We start from the raw sequence: 17,038 nt of genomic DNA on the forward strand, positions 1-17,038 counted from the left end.
GGACACCCTTGACTCATTGCACTTCCGCCCACGGATCTGGATCTTTCATGACAACAGCTGTTCACTCAACCCGGGCACCCGCATCACGGCTGCGTTCGATCGATGCTCTGCGCGGGCTGATCATTCTTTTCATGTTGCTGGACCATGTCCGCGAAACGTTCTTCATGCACCACCAGGTCATCGACCCGATGGACGTCACGACCACCGCGCCGGAGCTGTTTTTCAGCCGGACGCTGGCGCATTTGTGTGCGCCACTGTTCGTCCTGCTGACCGGGCTTTCGGCGTTTCTCTACGGCGAGAAACATCAGGGCAAAAGCGACGTTTCGGCGTTCCTGCTCAAGCGCGGACTGTTTCTGATTGCGCTGGAATTCACGCTGGTGAGCTTTGCCTGGACCTTCCAGTTCCCGCCAACCATCATCTACCTGCAAGTGATCTGGGCCATCGGCCTGAGCATGGTCGCGCTGTCGTTGATGGTGTTTCTGCCGCGCTGGGCGCTGGTGGTCATCGGTGTGGTGATCATTGCCGGGCATAACCTGCTGGACACGGTGCATTTCGGTGTCGAGTCGGCCATGCACGTGCCGTGGGCGGTCCTGCACGACCGTGGCTGGATCGAGGCTTCCGATAACCTGCGCTTGCGCACGTCTTATCCGTTGTTGCCGTGGATCGGCATCATCGCCCTGGGCTACGCCGCAGGCCCCTGGTTCTCAAGCAGCTACGACGCGGCGAAACGCCGTGCGAATCTGTGGAAGTGTGGGGCAGGGGCACTGCTGGGCTTCGTGGTCCTGCGCCTGATCAACGGCTACGGTGAAAAACCGTGGAGCGTCGGCGACAGCGGCATACAGACGGTCATGAGCTTCTTCAACATCACCAAATACCCGCCCTCGCTGCTGTTCATCTGCCTGACGCTGGGGATTGGTCTGCTGATCCTCATCGCCTTCGAACGCAGTCAGGAGAAAAGCGGGTTAAGGCCGCTGGTGGTGCTCGGTTCGGCGCCGATGTTTTTCTACCTGCTGCACCTTTACGTGCTGAAAGTCCTGTACCTGATTGCCTTGGCGATCTGGGGCACCAATCAGGGCACGTACTTCGGTTTCGACCACATGTGGGGAGTCTGGCTGACCTCGGTGGTACTGGCCGTTCTGCTGTTCCCGGCGGTGCGCTGGTTCGCCGCGCTCAAGGCCCGTCGTCGGGATATCAGCTGGCTGAAATACTTCTAGTCCCCGCAACAGCGGTACGCCTGCTGGCGTACCGCGTCTCGCCTGGCGTCAATCTCCGTGCGCCCCGTAATTCATGATCGACAGCAGTTTGATCGGCACCTGCACCAGTTGCTCGGGGCCATGGGGGATGTCGCCGTCGAAGGTCAGACTGTCACCGGCCTGCATCGGATACAACTGGTTGCCGTGGCGGTAGATCAGCTCGCCTTCCAGCAGGTGCAGAAACTCCGTACCTGGGTGTGAAAAGGTCGGAAACTCTTCGCTGGCATCGTCCATCGTCACCATGTACGCCTCGAAACTCTTCTTCGGCCCACGGGTATGGTTGAGCAGGTGATAGGTGTGGCCTTTCTCGGTGCCGCGCCTCACCACTTCGAGTCCTTCATCGGCCTTCACCAGCAAGGCACTGCTGCCTTGCTGGTCGTACTGGCTGAACAGTTTGGACATGGGCATGCCCAGCACGTCGCACAGGCGGCTGAGGTTGTCGAGGCTGGTCGAGACCTGCGCGTTCTCGATCTTGCTCAGCATGCCCTGGCTGATGCCGGCGATGCGCGCCACGTCGGCGAGCTTCAGTTCCTGAGCCTGGCGCTGACGCTTGATCTGAATGCCCAGGTACTGCTCGAGCTTCAATTTCGGATGAGGGTCGGTCGGCATATTCATCGGCTTTGCACAGTTTCCGTTCAATAATTTTTATTTCGCACTGGGAATGTGCGTTTTGAAGCAGCCTTGGTCTGGCCGAGTCGCAGATTATTCCCAGAGGGAAAACGAGTTTCCCATATAAACAGCCGAATTACCCCTCCCGAGTCACTTCGTTTAAATGGCATACCAAACTGGCAAGCGCCTTGCATTCCTAAAGGGAAAGTAACTTTCCTGTTCGGAATATATCCCGAGAGGCAGTGAACAGCGGTCCTTCCCTGAAACGTTTTGCTTTTGCCAGGAGACACGTCCCATGTTGCCACCCGAAACACAGCGTCTGATCGAACAGCACGGCATCAAGTACGTACTGGCTCAGTTCGTCGACATTCATGGTTCGGCCAAGACCAAATCCGTTCCTGTGACAGGTCTGGAAATGGTTGCAGAGGACGGCGCCGGTTTTGCCGGTTTCGCGATCTGCGGCATGGGCATGGAGCCTCACGGGCCAGACTTCATGGCCAAGGGCGATCTGTCGTCGCTGACACCCGTGCCGTGGCAGCCGGGCTATGGACGTGTGGTGTGCATCGGCCATGTGGATGGCAAGCCCTGGCCCTATGACAGCCGCTACGTGCTGCAGCAGCAGGTCGAACGCCTCAGTCAGCGTGGCTGGACCCTCAATACCGGCCTGGAGCCCGAGTTCAGCCTGTTCAAGCGCGATGTCACCGGCAGCCTGCAGATGGTCGATGCCAGCGATAACCTCGACAAGCCCTGCTACGACTACAAGGGGCTGTCGCGCTCTCGCGAGTTTCTCGAGCGCTTGACCGAGGCACTGCAGCCGGTGGGTTTCGACATCTATCAGATCGATCACGAAGACGCCAACGGCCAGTTCGAGATCAATTACACCTACAGCGAGGCCATGGAGTCGGCTGACCGTTTCACCTTCTTCCGCATGGCCGCCGGAGAGATCGCCAATGACATGGGCATGATCTGCTCGTTCATGCCCAAGCCCGACCCCAAGCGTGCCGGCAATGGCATGCACTTTCACCTGTCGATCGCCAGTGCCAGCAACAAGAACCTGTTCCACGATGCCAGTGACCCGAGTGGCATGGGGTTGTCGAAGCTGGCCTATCACTTCGCTGCGGGCCTGCTGGCTCATGGGCCTGCGCTGTGTGCCTTTGCCGCGCCCACGGTCAACTCCTACAAACGCCTGGTGGTTGGCAATTCACTTTCGGGCGCCACCTGGGCCCCGGCTTTCATTGCCTTTGGTGCCAACAACCGCTCGGCGATGGTACGCGTGCCCTATGGCCGCCTGGAGTTTCGTCTGCCCGACGCCGGGTGCAATCCGTATCTGGTCAGTGCCGCAATCATTGCCGCAGGGCTGGACGGCATCGACCGGCAACTGGAGATCGATCACGTCTGCAACGAGAACCTCTACACACTGAGCCTCGAAGAGATTGCCGCACGGGGCATCAAGACCCTGCCGCAGTCGCTCAACGAAGCCTGCGATGCATTGCAGGCCGATCCGTTGTTTGGCGAAGTGCTGGGCAGCGAGATTGTCGATGAATTCATCCGCCTCAAGCGCATGGAGTGGGTGGAATACAGCCGCCACGTGAGCGATTGGGAAGTGAAGCGCTATATCGAGTTTTTCTAGCTGCACGTTTCAGGCTTCAGGCTGCAAGAAGAAGCTGGATTGCGGCGAATTTGATTTTTCTGTCTATGCGGTTGGCTTGCAGCGTGAAGCTTGCCGCTCCCGAACAAGGTGAGGCTTATGTGCGGAATCGTTGGTTTGTATCTGAAAAACCCGGCGCTGGAGTCGCAACTCGGCAAGTTGTTCGAGCCGATGCTCGAAGCCATGACCGACCGCGGACCGGACAGTGCCGGGTTCGCCATCTATGGCGATGAAGTGGCGCAGGGCTGGGTCAAGCTGACCTTGCAGGCCACTACCGAACAGTATGATTTCACGGCGTTGATCGCGGCGCTGCAAGACAGGTTGAGCGCGCCTCTGGACTGGTTTCAGAACGCCAGCGCCGTGGTCTTGAAGATTCAGGCCGAAGAAGCCCCGGTGCGTGCCGCGCTGGCGGAACTGGCACCGAGCGTGCGCATCATGAGTGCCGGGCAGAGCATCGAGATCCTCAAGGGCATGGGCCTGCCGCGGGAGATTTCCGAACGCTTCGGTCTGGCGTCCATGAAAGGCAGTCACATCATCGGCCATACGCGCATGGCCACCGAAAGCGCCGTGACCATGGAGGGCAGTCATCCATTTTCCACGGGCTCCGACCTGTGCCTGGTGCACAACGGCTCGTTGTCCAATCACTTTCGTCTGCGCCAGAACCTGCGCCGCGAAGGCATTCACTTCGAGACCGACAACGACACCGAAGTGGCGGCGGGGTATCTGGCCTGGCGTCTGCAACAGGGCGACAGCCTGAAACAGGCGCTCGACAAGTCGCTCGAAGACCTTGATGGCTTCTTTACCTTCGCCATCGGCACACGCAATGGCTTTGCGGTGATTCGCGACCCGATCGCCTGCAAACCGGCGATCCTTGCCGAAACCGATGACTACGTCGCCATGGCTTCGGAATACCAGGCGCTGTCCAGCCTGCCGGGGATCGAAAACGCCAGGGTCTGGGAACCGGTCCCGGCCACCATGTACATCTGGGAACGCGAGCCAGCCGAGGGAGCACGTCCATGAAAACCGTCGATCTTTCCAACGCCACCGTGCGTGATCTCAATCAGGCCCTGCACGACCAGGTCAAGGAATTGCAGGACCGCGAATGGCTGGTCACGCATCCCGATGGCGCACACAACCTGGCGGTCGGCGTCAACGAAGCCATCTCCATCGATATCCAGGGCCACGCGGGTTACTACTGCGCGGGGATGAACCAGAAAGCGTCGATCACTGTGCACGGCAACGTCGGCGTCGGCTGCGCGGAAAACATGATGTCCGGCGCTGTGCGGGTCAAGGGCAGCGCCTCGCAGGCGGCCGGTGCGACGGCACATGGCGGCTTGCTGGTGATTGAAGGTGATGCCGGAGCGCGTTGCGGTATTTCCATGAAAGGCATCGACATTGTGGTCGGCGGCAGCATCGGCCACATGAGCTGCTTCATGGGCCAGGCCGGTCGGCTGGTGGTCTGTGGCGACGCCGGTGATGCGCTGGGCGACTCGTTGTATGAAACGCGGATCTACGTCAAAGGCAAGGTCGAGTCACTGGGCTCTGACTGCATCGCCAAGGAGATGCGTGAAGAGCATCTGCAGGAGCTGCAGGAGTTGCTCAATCGCGCTGGCTTTAACGAGAAGGCAGCGGATTTCAAACGCTACGGCTCGGCCCGTCAGCTTTACAACTTCAAAGTCGATAACGCCTCCGCGTACTGATTCAGGAGCATTACCATGAGCGACCCCATCAGCCACAAACCTGCTCCAGTCCTGCGCGAATCGGCCACCTTCGATCGCCTGACCATTCAGGAAATCCAGCGCGCTGCGGAAACCGGCATCTACGACATTCGCGGTGGCGGCACCAAGCGCAAGCTGCCGCACTTCGACGACCTGTTGCTGCTCGGCGCCAGCGTGTCGCGCTACCCGCTGGAAGGCTACCGCGAGAAGTGCGGGACCGACGTGGTGCTCGGCAATCGTTTTGCCAAGAAGCCGTTGTACCTGAAAATTCCGGTAACCATTGCAGGCATGAGCTTCGGCGCGTTGTCGGCCAACGCCAAGGAAGCACTGGGCCGTGGCGCAACCATCGCGGGAACCAGCACCACCACCGGCGACGGCGGCATGACCCCGGAAGAGCGTGGCCAGTCGCAGCATCTGGTCTATCAGTACCTGCCATCGCGTTATGGCATGAACCCGGACGATCTGCGCAAGGCCGATGCCATCGAAATCGTGCTGGGGCAGGGCGCCAAACCGGGCGGCGGTGGCATGTTGCTGGGCATGAAAGTGACGGAACGTGTGGCTGGCATGCGTACCTTGCCGGTCGGCGTCGATCAGCGCTCGGCATGCCGTCACCCGGACTGGACAGGCCCTGACGATCTGGCGATCAAGATTGCCGAGATTCGCGAGATCACCGACTGGGAAAAACCGATCTACGTGAAGATCGGTGCCAGCCGTCCTTACTATGACGTGAAACTGGCCGTGAAAGCCGGCGCCGACGTGATCGTACTCGACGGCATGCAGGGCGGTACGGCGGCGACTCAGGAAGTGTTCATCGAACACGTCGGCATCCCGATTCTGCCTGCCATCCCGCAAGCCGTGCAGGCGCTGCAGGAGATGGGCATGCATCGCAAGGTGCAGTTGATCGTCTCCGGCGGCATCCGCAACGGCGCCGACGTGGCCAAGGCCATGGCGCTGGGTGCCGACGCAGTGGCGATCGGCACGGCGGCGCTGATAGCGCTGGGCGACAACCATCCGCGGCTCGACGAAGAACTGAGAAAGATCGGCTCGGCAGCGGGTTACTACGACGACTGGCAGAACGGCCGCGACCCGGCGGGCATCACCACCCAGGACCCGGAACTGTCCAAACGTCTCGACCCGGTCGAAGGCGGTCGGCGTCTGGCCAACTACCTGCGCGTACTCGTCCTCGAAGCCCAGACCATGGCCCGCGCGTGCGGTAAATCACACCTGCACAACCTCGACCCGGAAGATCTGGTGGCACTGACCGTCGAATCAGCGGCCATGGCCCGAGTGCCCCTGGCCGGGACATCGTGGATTCCGGGGTCTGGCTCTGGGTACTGACGCCATAACGGGCTTTTCGACCGCGATGGCACCGACTGACGCCATAACGTGCTTTTCGATCACGATGGCACCGACTGACGCCATAACGTGCTTTTCGATCACGATGGCACAGACGACGCAGAGTGCGACGTAAGTGACGGCTGAGTCCTGGCGCTGATCCGGGGGTAGCCTGGCATGACGCCGGGCTAGCCGCACCGGGCCCAGGCTGTGTAAAAACGACTGCGCTTGGCAATACTGCGTTAAAAACAGGCGAAAAATGCTCATTTAGAACACCCAGAGTCGGTCGCGACCCCGGCCGTTTTCGCCTGTTTTTGCCTTGTCTTGCCTTCGCTCGTGACGTTTTTACACACCTTGGGCCATGGATGGCCCGTTGCGGCGCCCCCCGGATCAGTGACAGGGAAGGAACCCGACGAAGCCGGGCCGGAAACAGGAGCGAAGGGATTTGCCTACTTCGGCCCCATCAAAGTAGGTCGCCGAGGGGCGAAAAGGTGACTCAAGTCGAGCCTGAATCTCACTGAGTCGCAGAACTGTGTGACGCGGAGCGTCACGAAATGCATTACCACGCGGAGCGTGGCAACGAGAACCTTGGTGGTTAAGCCCCGCTTTCGGGCTCATCGGACTTATATATAACGCCATTCGCGCAACGAGAACTTGACCCACAAGAGGCCGAAGAGCCTCGCCTGTCCCAATGAACCTCTTTGCTGCCAGACACTTTCCATTCATTTGCGGGAGCTTTGAACATGGTCAATCGTCTACACGGCAAATCCCTTACAGCTTTACTCGCGCTCGGCGCCTTTGCTCCGATTGCGCAGGCAGCTGACGCCCCCGTACTGAACACCGGCAGCACGGCCTGGATGGTCACCGCAGCCGTGCTGGTGCTGTTCATGTGCCTTCCGGGGCTGGCACTGTTTTACGGTGGGCTGGTACGGGCCAAGAACATGCTCTCGCTGTTCACCCAGTGTTTCGGCATTGCCGGAGTGGTAGGCGTGCTGTGGGTCATCTATGGCTACAGCATGGTGGTGGACACCAGCAACATGGTCGAAGGGCAAGTGAGTTTCAATAGTTTCGTGGGCGGTCTGAGTCGTGCGTTTCTGGCCGGCATGACGCCCGACAGCCTGGTCGGCGACATCCCTGAAGGGGTATTCGTGACCTTTCAGATGACCTTTGCGATCATCACTCCGGCGCTGATTGCCGGTGCCTTCGCCGAACGGATGAAGTTCTCTGCGGCGCTGCTGTTCATGGCACTGTGGTTCACCCTGGTGTATGCGCCTGTCGTGCATATGGTCTGGGGTGGCGCAGGCGCCTTGATGCACAACTGGGGCGTGCTGGACTTCGCCGGCGGCACCGCAGTGCACATCAACGCCGGTGTCGCCGCACTGGCGGCATGCTTGGTACTGGGCAAGCGCAAGGGTTATCAGAACACCCCGATGCCGGCGCACAACCTGAGCCTGACCATGGCCGGCGCGGCGATGCTCTGGGTCGGCTGGTTCGGTTTCAACATCGGTTCCGGTGGCGGCCTGAACGGCACCTCCGGCATCGTCATGCTCAACACGCAAGTGGGGGCGTGCGCCGGGATACTCGGCTGGATGTTCACCGAGTGGTTCAAGGTCGGCAAGCCCAGCGCCCTGGGTCTGGCAAGCGGCGCATTGGCGGGCCTGGTCGGCATCACCCCGGCGTGTGCCTACGTCGGAGTCGGCGGAGCGCTGGCCATCGGCGTGCTGTGCGGAGTGTTCTGCTACCTGAGCGTGACTGTGCTGAAGAAACGCCTGGGCTATGACGACAGCCTCGACGTCTTCGGCCTGCACGGCATCGGCGGCATGATCGGAGCAGTACTGACCGGCGTGTTCTGCGTACCCTCACTGGGCGGTCTGGTGCCCGATGTCAGCATGGGCGCCCAAGTAATTGCCCAGATCAAAGGCGTGCTGTTCACCACGGTCTACTGCTTCGCGGTCAGCTGGGTCATCCTCAAGGCTGTGCAGGCACTGATCGGCCTGCGCGCGCATGAGTCAGTGGAAGAAATGGGTCTGGACCTGGCCGAGCATAACGAGCGGGCCTACAACCATTGAGAAGGCTGTCGGATCAGTGTCAGGGCGAGGGAACCCGACGACGTCGGGCCGGAAACGGAGCTGCGTGTTTTGCCTGCTTTGGTCCATCAAAGCAGGTCGCCGAGGGGAGAAAAGGTGACCTGAGTCGACCGCCAATCCACCTGACAAAGAAAGATCGCTGTGTGACGCAGAGCGTCACGAACTGCATGCCAACGCGGAGCATTGGCACGATAAGCAGTTGGATTTGCGCATAACGTTGAGCGCAGAGCGTGGGGACGATAATCAATACAGCCTGGAGACCGCGCGCTCAGCTCAACGAAACACCGGCACCACGTGCTTGATGAACAGCTCAAGCGACTTTTTCTTCTCGGCGTGCGGCAGGCTGTTGTCGCACCAGAAGCTGAACTCGTCGACACCTAACTCTTGATAATGACGAATGCGCGGAATGATCTCCTCAGGAGTACCGATCATGGTGTTCTTGCGGATATTCTCCAGCTCGAACTCCGGACGTTCCTTGAACTTCTCTTCCGGGCTGGGGGCCAGAAAACCGTTGACCGGCGTCTGTTTATTGCCGAACCATGCGTCGAAAGTGCGGTAGAACTTCGCGATGGCAGTGGCGCCCACTTTCCAGCCTTCAGGATCGTCTGCGGCATGCACATGCGTGTGGCGCAGTACCATCAATTGCGGGCGGGGCACGTCGGGATTGTTGGCCAGCGCGGCTGCGAACTTGTTCTTCAGGTCGACAACTTCTTCGTCACCCTTCATCAACGGGGTGACCATCACGTTACAGCCGTTCTGCACGGCGAAATTGTGCGAGTCAGGGTCGCGCGCAGCGATCCACATCGGCGGCGTGTTGATCGGCTTGGGCACGGAAGTCGAGGTCGGGAATTTCCAGATATCGCCGTCGTGGGCGTAGTCACCCTGCCACAGCGCACGTACCACCGGGACCATTTCACGCAACGCCTTGCCGCCTTCGGAGGCCGGCATGCCACCGGCCATGCGGTCGAACTCCACTTGATAGGCGCCGCGTGCCAGGCCGACTTCCATACGCCCGTTACTGATCACGTCCAGCAGCGCGCATTCACCCGCGACCCGCAATGGGTGCCAGAACGGCGCAATGATGGTGCCGGCGCCCAGATGAATCTGTGTGGTCCTGGCCGCCAGATACGCCAGCAACGGCATCGGGCTTGGCGAGATGGTGTATTCCATCGCGTGGTGTTCGCCTATCCAGACTGTGCTGAAGCCGCCTTGCTCGGCCATCAGCGTCAGCTCGGTCAGGTCCTCGAACAGCTGGCGATGACTGACACTTTCATCCCAGCGCTCCATGTGCACGAACAACGAAAACTTCATGACACTTACCTCGCTTAAATCCTGGCGCCTGCACCGGCGTGATGAGTTATTGTTGTCTGATGGTATACCGTAATACTTTCGGTGCAAGTGTTTTTTGCGGTGCTGCTCCCTGCTGTAAAACCCAACGGCAGAAACGAAAAAAGCGCCTCATGGGAGGCGCTTTCGGATGTCGCATATTCAGCCGGGGCAGGATTGATCAGGTCAGAATCAACTGCAGGCCTCGGATTCGATGTAGTCGGCCGTGGAGTCGCGAATCACCGGTCCCATGCCACTCACGGCCTTTGCCTGTTCCATGATTTCCAGCGTGGAACCGGTGCCGACCAGGTTCACCGTGTGGTTGGCGCAATTATAGACCCGCTTGAAGTAGATCACCCCGAGCATGCCTTCACGCCGGGTGATCACCACGCGTTCCTTTGCGCTGCCGCTTTTCTCTATCAGTGCGTGCTGGCCGGTTGGATCATGAGGTATGGATATGCTTTTGCCTTCGGCATGCGCCGAAAGGGCAGGGATCATCAGGGCCAGAAAACAGGCATGCAATTTCATCGGTGCTCCTGCAGATGAATGCGGTTTCATTGGATCCAAAATTTACTCCAGCCATGCGATTCTGGATAGCAGGGCCAGCTGCCTTTCGTCGGCTTGCTTTCAGCGAATCACGTCCTGCGCACGGTCAGGAAATCCGCAAAGCTGTTGCTCCGCCAACAGCAGTTCCACACCCTGGCTTGACACGGACAGTTGGCGCTGCAAGTCAGCTGTCGCAACGCTTTGATATGCCAGTGTTTTATTGAATGGCACGGTTGCTGCTCTGTGGATGTGCAGGCCCTTGTGCTTAATGCGCTCGGGAAGCTTGCAGCCAGAGGAGTACCGATATGAGCCAATCGTCCATAAAATTTGCGTACTGGGTACCCAACGTCAGCGGTGGGCTGGTAGTCAGCAAGATCGAACAGCGCACCAGCTGGACCATCGACTACAACCGCAAGCTGGCGCAGATCGCCGAGCAGTCCGGTTTCGACTACGCGCTGACGCAAATTCGCTTTACCGCCGGTTATGGCGCCGAATTCCAGCATGAATCCGTAGCCTTCAGCCATGCGCTACTCGCGGCCACCGAGAAGCTCAAGGTCATTGCCGCGATATTGCCCGGGCCATGGACCCCGTCGGTGGCCGCCAAGCAACTGGCGACCATCGATCAGCTCACCGCCGGGCGCGTGGCGGTCAATATTGTCAGCGGCTGGTTCAAGGGCGAGTTTCAGGCTATCGGAGAGCCCTGGCTGGAGCATGATGAACGTTATCGCCGCTCCGAGGAGTTCATCCGCGCCCTCAAAGGGATCTGGACCACCGACAACTTCACCTTCAAGGGGGATTTCTATCGCTTCCATGATTACACCCTCAAGCCCAAGCCGATCCAGCGTCCTCACCCGGAAATCTTTCAGGGCGGCAGCTCGCGGGCCGCACGTGATATGGCGGCGCGGGTGTCGGACTGGTATTTCACCAACGGCAATACCGTCGAAGGCATCAAGGCCCAGGTCGATGACATCCGAGCCAAGGCTGCCGCGAACGGGCATTCGGTGAAGATCGGTGTGAATGCTTTCATCATTGCCAGGGATACCGAAGAAGAGGCGCGTGCCTTGCTGGCCGAAATCGTCGACAAGGCAGATCCGGAAGCCGTCAACGCCTTTGGTGATGCTGCGAAGCAGGCTGGCAAGGCCAGTCCGGAAGGCGAGGGCAACTGGGCCAAATCCACCTTTCAGGATCTGGTGCAGTACAACGATGGCTTCAAGACCAACCTGATTGGCACACCGCGGCAGATTGCCGAGCGCATCGTCGAACTCAAGTCCGTTGGCGTAGACCTGGTGCTTTCAGCGTTCCTGCATTTCCAGGAAGAAGTCGCCTATTTCGGCCAGCACGTATTGCCTCTGGTACGCGAACTGGAAGCCGCTGTACAACGCAAGCCTGTCGCCGAGACGGCTTGACCCCCGCCAATAACGACAACCCGCCATGCCCTTGTAAGCCGGCCGCGTTTACAGCCCTCCATAAAATCAGGCGCCACTGTGATCCAGTGTGCGCCTGCTTTCGTATGTTCATCCCCGATCAACCCATAGACAGCTGTACGTGGCATTATGATGCCACTCACTGGCATGCTTTTATCGATGCCAGGCCTTCCAGGTATGGCCGAGCACTTGCCGACAATGGCAGTTAGTAGCGAAAGGATTGTCGATGGCCCCTGAGCAATCAGGTCCGGTTTTCAGAAAAACCAGATGCACTGGTTCTCACCTGTTGTGGAGGCAAGTTTTGAAACGCGACCTTCGGCTTGCGTCATGGCTGATCTTCGTAGTGTGCGCCTGCGTGGTGATGTTGATGGCCTGGCAAGCATGGACCGCACGCCGCAACACCCTGGAAAACATCCAGACCAGCACGATCAATCTGGCTGGAGCGCTAAGCACCTATACGGATGGCATTTTCAAGCAAAGCGAGCTGATGCTGATCGGCCTGACGGAGCGTGTCGAAAAGGACGGCGTCGGGCCTGAACAGATCGAGCGTCTCAGGTGGGTCATTGCGCGTGAAATGGGCGCGCTGCCGCAGATCGATACCGTGTCGCTGTACAACGCCGACGGGATTTGCATCTTCTCGAGCAATCCCAGGGTTATCGGCATCAACAGCGCGCAGCGCGAGTTCTTTCAGCACCACCTGAAGATGCCTGACAAAGCCCCTTACATCGGTCCGACGATTCGCAGCCGTGCCTCCGGCGAATGGGTCATATCGGTCAGCAGACGCATCAATAATACCGACGCGAGTTTTGCCGGGCTGATGGTCGCCACCATCGGTGTCGACCACCTGTTGAAGTTCTATTCGGACATCAAGGTCGGGCAAACCGGCATTATCAGTCTGACGTCGACCGCCGGGCAGTTGCGGGTGCGCTATCCCCATCTGGAGCAGGAGATCGGTCGCGATCTGTCATCGACGCCCATTTTCAGGTCGGAACGCGGCCGAGTGTCAGGTACCGCCCAGTTCGTTTCCAGGATTGACGGTGTTGCGCGTTTTTATGCGTTCAAACGCAGTGATGTCTACCCGATCGTCACCGTGGTTGCGCTGGGTCAGAAAGAAGCCATGCTCGACTGGCTGGGCCAGACCAAACAGTCCATTCTGGTCATGCTGGTGCTGCTCGGACTGGTGATCGGACTCGGCGTTCGTCTGATTGGGCACATTCACAGCCGCATACGCGCAGAAGACCAGTTGCTCGATTCACAGGCAGCCCTGATCCAGCTCAACCAGCACCTGGAGTTGATTGCCTCCGAAGACAAGCTGACCGGGCTGGCCAATCGCAGACGTTTCGATCAGTTTCTGGAAGTCGAATTCAAGCGCGCCAGACGCGAGCGCAGCCTGCTGTCGCTGATTTTGATCGATGCCGATCATTTCAAACGCTACAACGATCATTACGGCCACCTGGCCGGTGACGAATGCCTGATTGCGTTGGCCCGAGTGGTTGAGCAGTTCATTCGTCGTCCCAGCGACGTCGCCGCCCGTTATGGCGGTGAAGAGATCGCCGTGGTGTTGCCAGGTACTGACGAGTCGAACGCTCGCCAGGTGGCCGAGAACATCCTGCAGGCCATCCGTGACGAGCAGATCGAGCATCCCGCCAGCCCGTTTGGCATCGTGACGATCAGCCTCGGTGTCGCAACATTCGTCGGCACCGATCGCCAACTCGATCAGCGTGGCCTGATTGAGCTTGCCGACCGCGCGTTGTATGCCGCCAAGTCGCAGGGTCGCAACCGGGTGAATGTGGCGTCGGAAATCGCGACCGGCACATTACCGGCCTGGACCCGCGTCAAGTCCTCTACGGACGCGCAAGCCGACACGGAGCCAAGGTCGGGCCAGCGGGATTGATACCCGCTGGTTGCTTGCTGCCTATCGCTTCTCCGTCAGTTGCTGATCGTCGGTAATCTGTTGCGCATGCGGTTTGCGGCGCAGCACGGTCAACACCCAGAAAAAGAATATAGGCACCAGAACCACGCCCAGCAGCGTCGCGCTGAGCATGCCGCCGATGACGCCAGTGCCGATGGCGCGCTGGCTTGCAGCGCCTGCGCCGGTGGCCAGGGTCAGCGGCACCACGCCAAGGATGAAGGCCAGCGAAGTCATGACAATCGGCCGAAAGCGCAGCCGTGCAGCCTGAAGTGCCGCGTCGCGCAGGGAATGGCCCTGATCCCAGAGTTCCTTGGCGAACTCGACGATGAGAATCGCGTTTTTCGCGGCCAGCCCGATGATGGTGATCAGGCCTACTTTGAAATACACATCATTGGGCATGCCGACGGCCGTCACGGCCAGCACGGAGCCCAGCGCGCCGACGGGAACGATCAGCATCACCACCAGCGGGATTGCCCAGCTCTCATACAACGCGACCAGCAGCAGGAACACCACCAGCAGCGCCAGGCCGAACAGTCCGACCGCCTGGCCGCTGGCGACTCTTTCCTGATAGGAGAGGCCAGTCCATTCGTAACCGATGCCTTGCGGTAGCCCGGAAACGATCCGTTCGATTTCCGCCATGGCCTCACCGGTACTGACGCCCGGTGCTGCATCACCGGAAATCCTGAATGCGGGGTAGCCGTTGTAGCGGGCGATCTGCACCGGGCCTTGTTCCCAGTGCGTCGAAACGAAGGCGCCCAGCGGCACCAGCGTGCCGCTGCTATTGGGTACGTAGAGCTTGAGCACGCTTTCCGGGGTCATTCGCGAACTTTGTTCGGCCTGCACGACCACGCGCTGTTGACGTCCGGCATTGGCGAAGTCGCTGATCACCGAGGAACCGAAAGCGGTGGACAGCGCATTGCTGATCGATTCGAAACTCACGCCCAGCGCCCGGGCCTTTTCGCGGTCGATGTTCAGGCGCAATTGCGGCGCTTCGGCCAGACCTTCCATCATCGCGTAGAGAATCTTCGGGTTGCCGTTGGCCTCGCCGAGCAGCTTGTCGCGTGCCGCCAGCAGGGCTTCGCGGCCCAGGCTTGCACGGTCCTGCAGGCGCAGCGAGAAGCCGCCCGAGGTGCCCAGGCCGTCGATAGGCGGTGGCGTCACCGCCATCACCGTGCCGTCGCCGAGCCCTGCAAAATGCCGGTTGAATGCCGCCGCTTCCTCAGCCGCCGACTGGCCCTTGCCGCGCTCCGACCAGTCCTTCAGGGTCGGGAACGCAAGACCGGCGTTTTCACCCATGCCCGAGAAGCTGAACCCCAGCAGCATGGTCACCGCACCCGTGGCTTCGCGGGACAGCATGTAGTTCTCGAGCAATTGCGCGGTGAGGTCGGTACGCGACCGGGTGGCGCCGGGAGGCAGTTGCACATCGATGATCAGATAGCCCTGATCTTCAACGGGCACAAAGGACTCCGGCAGGCGCAGGTAGAAAAAGCCCAGCAGACCGACGATACCGAGGTACAGCAGCATGTAGCGGCCGGCGCGCTTGATCATGCTCGAGCTGACGCGCTCGTAACGGTCGGTGAACGTGCCAAACAGACGATTGAAACCACCGAAGAAACCACGCTTTTCATGATGCCCGGCCGGGATCGGCTTGAGCAGCGTGGCACACAGCGCCGGGGTGAACGTCAGGGCCAGGAAACCTGAAAACAGAATCGACACGGCCAGCGACAGCGAGAACTGCTGGTAGATGACCCCGACCGAGCCGCCCATGAACGCCAGTGGCAGAAACACAGCGGCCAGGACCAGCGTGATGCCGAAAATCGCCCCGGAAACCTGCTGCATCGCCTTGACCGTTGCGGCGGCGGGAGAGAGGCCTTCTTCAGCCATGATCCGCTCGACGTTTTCCACGACCACAATGGCGTCGTCGACCAGAATACCGATGGCCAGCACCATGCCGAACATGGTCATCATGTTCACCGAGAAGCCCATCAGGTACATGATCGCCAGCGTTCCCGCCAGACACACCGGGACCACGATGGTCGGGATCAGCGTGTAACGAATGTTCTGCAGAAACAGGAACATCACCAGAAACACCAGGATCATGGCTTCGATGAGGGTGTAGATCACCTTGTCGATGGCTACGTCGACGAAGCGCGAGGTGTCGTACGGTATCGAAAACCCGACGCCTTCCGGGAAATTGACCGACAGCTCAGTGAGCCGCTGCTCGACGGCTCTGGCCGTCTGGATCGCGTTGGCGCCCGGCGACAGCTGTACGGCACCGGCGACGGCACGTTGCCCGTTCAGACGTGATTCGAAGCTGTAATCCTGGCTGCCGACCGCTACACGCGCCACATCGGACAGGTGCACCGCAGAGCCGTCTTCGTTGGCACGCAGAACGATGCGCCCGAACTCTTCCGGGTTGTCCAAAGTGCCCTTTACCGCCAGGGTGGCCGTCAATTCCTGCAGTGACGAGGCCGGGCTGCTGCCGAAGCTGCCTGCCGGAACCTGCACGTTCTGCGCCCGAATCGCGGCATTCACGTCGTCGATGGACAACCCGAAGCCCACCAGCTTCTGCGGATCGATCCATACCCGCATCGCGGCTTCGGCAGCGAAGAATTGCAGCCTGCCGACACCGTTCACCCGGTTGATTTCGTTATTGACGTTGCGTGCCGCGTAGTCGGCCAGCGCGACGGTATCCTTGTTGGTCGCGCCGTCCTTGTAGTTCAGGGTGTAGATCAACAGAAAACCGGAGCTGGCCTGTTCGACCTGCAGGCCCTGGCTGAGGACCGTCTGCGGCAAGCGTGCTTCGGCTTTCTTGATACGGTTCTGGACTTCGACCTGAGCCAGGTCCGGGTTGGTGCCTGGCACGAACGTCACGTTGATTTCCGCGCTGCCGGTCGAGTTGCTGGTCGACTCGTAATACAGCATCCCTTTGGCGCCGTTCAGTTCGTCCTCGATAACGCTGGTCACCGAATCGACCAGCACCTTCGCGGATGCACCGGGGTAGGTGGCGGTGATGGTGATCTGCGGTGGCGCCACGTCCGGGTACTGCGCCACAGGCAGGGACGGCAGAGCCATCAACCCGGCGAGCAGGATGAACAGGGCAAGTACCCAGGCGAAGTTGGGGCGCTTGATAAAGAAGAGAGACATTGACAGTGATCCTCGGTCGCGCTGAAGGCGGCT

Annotated in this window: 12 protein-coding genes; 8 read left to right on the forward strand and 4 right to left on the reverse strand. The window is 60.0% G+C overall.

Annotated elements, in window-relative coordinates; all coding sequences use genetic code 11:
* The first annotated feature begins 47 nt into the window (after nucleotides 1–47).
* Nucleotides 48–1,214 carry an acetyltransferase domain-containing protein gene (locus tag BT119_RS03260; protein WP_003432906.1) on the forward strand — a complete coding sequence of 389 codons (1,167 nt, stop codon included), beginning with the start codon at nucleotides 48–50 and terminating at the stop codon, nucleotides 1,212–1,214.
* Nucleotides 1,215–1,262: 48 nt separating this feature from the next.
* Here BT119_RS03260 and BT119_RS03265 read toward each other — a convergent pair whose 3' ends face one another.
* The gene (locus BT119_RS03265) at nucleotides 1,263–1,868 is read right to left on the reverse strand and encodes a helix-turn-helix domain-containing protein (protein WP_003423969.1); all 606 of its coding nucleotides are present in this window, start codon (nucleotides 1,866–1,868) and stop codon (nucleotides 1,263–1,265) included.
* A gap of 289 nt (nucleotides 1,869–2,157) precedes the next feature.
* Between BT119_RS03265 and glnT the strand changes: the two genes are divergently transcribed.
* From glnT to BT119_RS03300, 5 genes are all read left to right on the forward strand, one after another.
* Nucleotides 2,158–3,492 (forward strand): type III glutamate--ammonia ligase, encoded by a 1,335-nt coding sequence (glnT, locus tag BT119_RS03270; protein ID WP_003367219.1) that lies wholly within the window; start codon nucleotides 2,158–2,160, stop codon nucleotides 3,490–3,492.
* A gap of 117 nt (nucleotides 3,493–3,609) precedes the next feature.
* Entirely contained in the window at nucleotides 3,610–4,530 is a 921-nt protein-coding gene (locus BT119_RS03275; RefSeq protein ID WP_003319399.1) for a class II glutamine amidotransferase, read from the forward strand.
* The gene (locus BT119_RS03280; RefSeq protein ID WP_003432904.1) at nucleotides 4,527–5,210 is read left to right on the forward strand and encodes a GltB/FmdC/FwdC-like GXGXG domain-containing protein; all 684 of its coding nucleotides are present in this window, start codon (nucleotides 4,527–4,529) and stop codon (nucleotides 5,208–5,210) included. The genes BT119_RS03275 and BT119_RS03280 overlap by 4 nt, the downstream gene beginning before the upstream one ends.
* Before the next feature lie 15 nt (nucleotides 5,211–5,225).
* Nucleotides 5,226–6,566, forward strand: a complete 1,341-nt coding sequence (locus tag BT119_RS03285) for an FMN-binding glutamate synthase family protein (RefSeq protein ID WP_003367224.1) — start codon at nucleotides 5,226–5,228, stop codon at nucleotides 6,564–6,566.
* A gap of 740 nt (nucleotides 6,567–7,306) precedes the next feature.
* Nucleotides 7,307–8,632 carry an ammonium transporter gene (locus BT119_RS03300; RefSeq protein ID WP_072364770.1) on the forward strand — a complete coding sequence of 442 codons (1,326 nt, stop codon included), beginning with the start codon at nucleotides 7,307–7,309 and terminating at the stop codon, nucleotides 8,630–8,632.
* Nucleotides 8,633–8,923: 291 nt separating this feature from the next.
* Here BT119_RS03300 and BT119_RS03310 read toward each other — a convergent pair whose 3' ends face one another.
* A complete protein-coding gene (locus BT119_RS03310) occupies nucleotides 8,924–9,961 on the reverse strand; it encodes an LLM class flavin-dependent oxidoreductase (RefSeq protein ID WP_072364772.1) in 1,038 nt (345 codons plus the stop codon).
* 207 nt (nucleotides 9,962–10,168) lie between these two features.
* A complete protein-coding gene (locus BT119_RS03315) occupies nucleotides 10,169–10,504 on the reverse strand; it encodes a hypothetical protein (RefSeq protein WP_003367230.1) in 336 nt (111 codons plus the stop codon).
* Between the two features lie 323 nt (nucleotides 10,505–10,827).
* On the opposite strand from BT119_RS03315, the gene sfnG reads away from it, so the two are divergent.
* The gene (gene sfnG / locus BT119_RS03320; protein ID WP_072364774.1) at nucleotides 10,828–11,928 is read left to right on the forward strand and encodes a dimethylsulfone monooxygenase SfnG; all 1,101 of its coding nucleotides are present in this window, start codon (nucleotides 10,828–10,830) and stop codon (nucleotides 11,926–11,928) included.
* A 319-nt stretch (nucleotides 11,929–12,247) separates the two neighbouring features.
* The gene (locus tag BT119_RS03325) at nucleotides 12,248–13,840 is read left to right on the forward strand and encodes a sensor domain-containing diguanylate cyclase (RefSeq protein ID WP_003367236.1); all 1,593 of its coding nucleotides are present in this window, start codon (nucleotides 12,248–12,250) and stop codon (nucleotides 13,838–13,840) included.
* A gap of 21 nt (nucleotides 13,841–13,861) precedes the next feature.
* Here the strand turns inward: BT119_RS03325 and BT119_RS03330 are convergent, their stop codons facing one another.
* On the reverse strand, nucleotides 13,862–17,005 hold the full coding sequence (locus BT119_RS03330) for an efflux RND transporter permease subunit (protein WP_072364778.1): 3,144 nt from the start codon (nucleotides 17,003–17,005) through the stop codon (nucleotides 13,862–13,864).
* Nucleotides 17,006–17,038: the final 33 nt, after the last annotated feature.

The organism is Pseudomonas sp. NFACC10-1 (assembly GCF_900119195.1).
GTDB classification, from domain to species: domain Bacteria; phylum Pseudomonadota; class Gammaproteobacteria; order Pseudomonadales; family Pseudomonadaceae; genus Aquipseudomonas; species Aquipseudomonas cerasi.

Coding starts and splice junctions, on each gene's coding strand:
- BT119_RS03260 (WP_003432906.1), top strand. CDS start 48: ATGACAACAGCTGTTCACTCAACCCGGGCACCCGCATCACGGCTGCGT.
- BT119_RS03265 (WP_003423969.1), bottom strand. CDS start 1,868: ATGAATATGCCGACCGACCCTCATCCGAAATTGAAGCTCGAGCAGTAC.
- glnT (WP_003367219.1), top strand. CDS start 2,158: ATGTTGCCACCCGAAACACAGCGTCTGATCGAACAGCACGGCATCAAG.
- BT119_RS03275 (WP_003319399.1), top strand. CDS start 3,610: ATGTGCGGAATCGTTGGTTTGTATCTGAAAAACCCGGCGCTGGAGTCG.
- BT119_RS03280 (WP_003432904.1), top strand. CDS start 4,527: ATGAAAACCGTCGATCTTTCCAACGCCACCGTGCGTGATCTCAATCAG.
- BT119_RS03285 (WP_003367224.1), top strand. CDS start 5,226: ATGAGCGACCCCATCAGCCACAAACCTGCTCCAGTCCTGCGCGAATCG.
- BT119_RS03300 (WP_072364770.1), top strand. CDS start 7,307: ATGGTCAATCGTCTACACGGCAAATCCCTTACAGCTTTACTCGCGCTC.
- BT119_RS03310 (WP_072364772.1), bottom strand. CDS start 9,961: ATGAAGTTTTCGTTGTTCGTGCACATGGAGCGCTGGGATGAAAGTGTC.
- BT119_RS03315 (WP_003367230.1), bottom strand. CDS start 10,504: ATGAAATTGCATGCCTGTTTTCTGGCCCTGATGATCCCTGCCCTTTCG.
- sfnG (WP_072364774.1), top strand. CDS start 10,828: ATGAGCCAATCGTCCATAAAATTTGCGTACTGGGTACCCAACGTCAGC.
- BT119_RS03330 (WP_072364778.1), bottom strand. CDS start 17,005: ATGTCTCTCTTCTTTATCAAGCGCCCCAACTTCGCCTGGGTACTTGCC.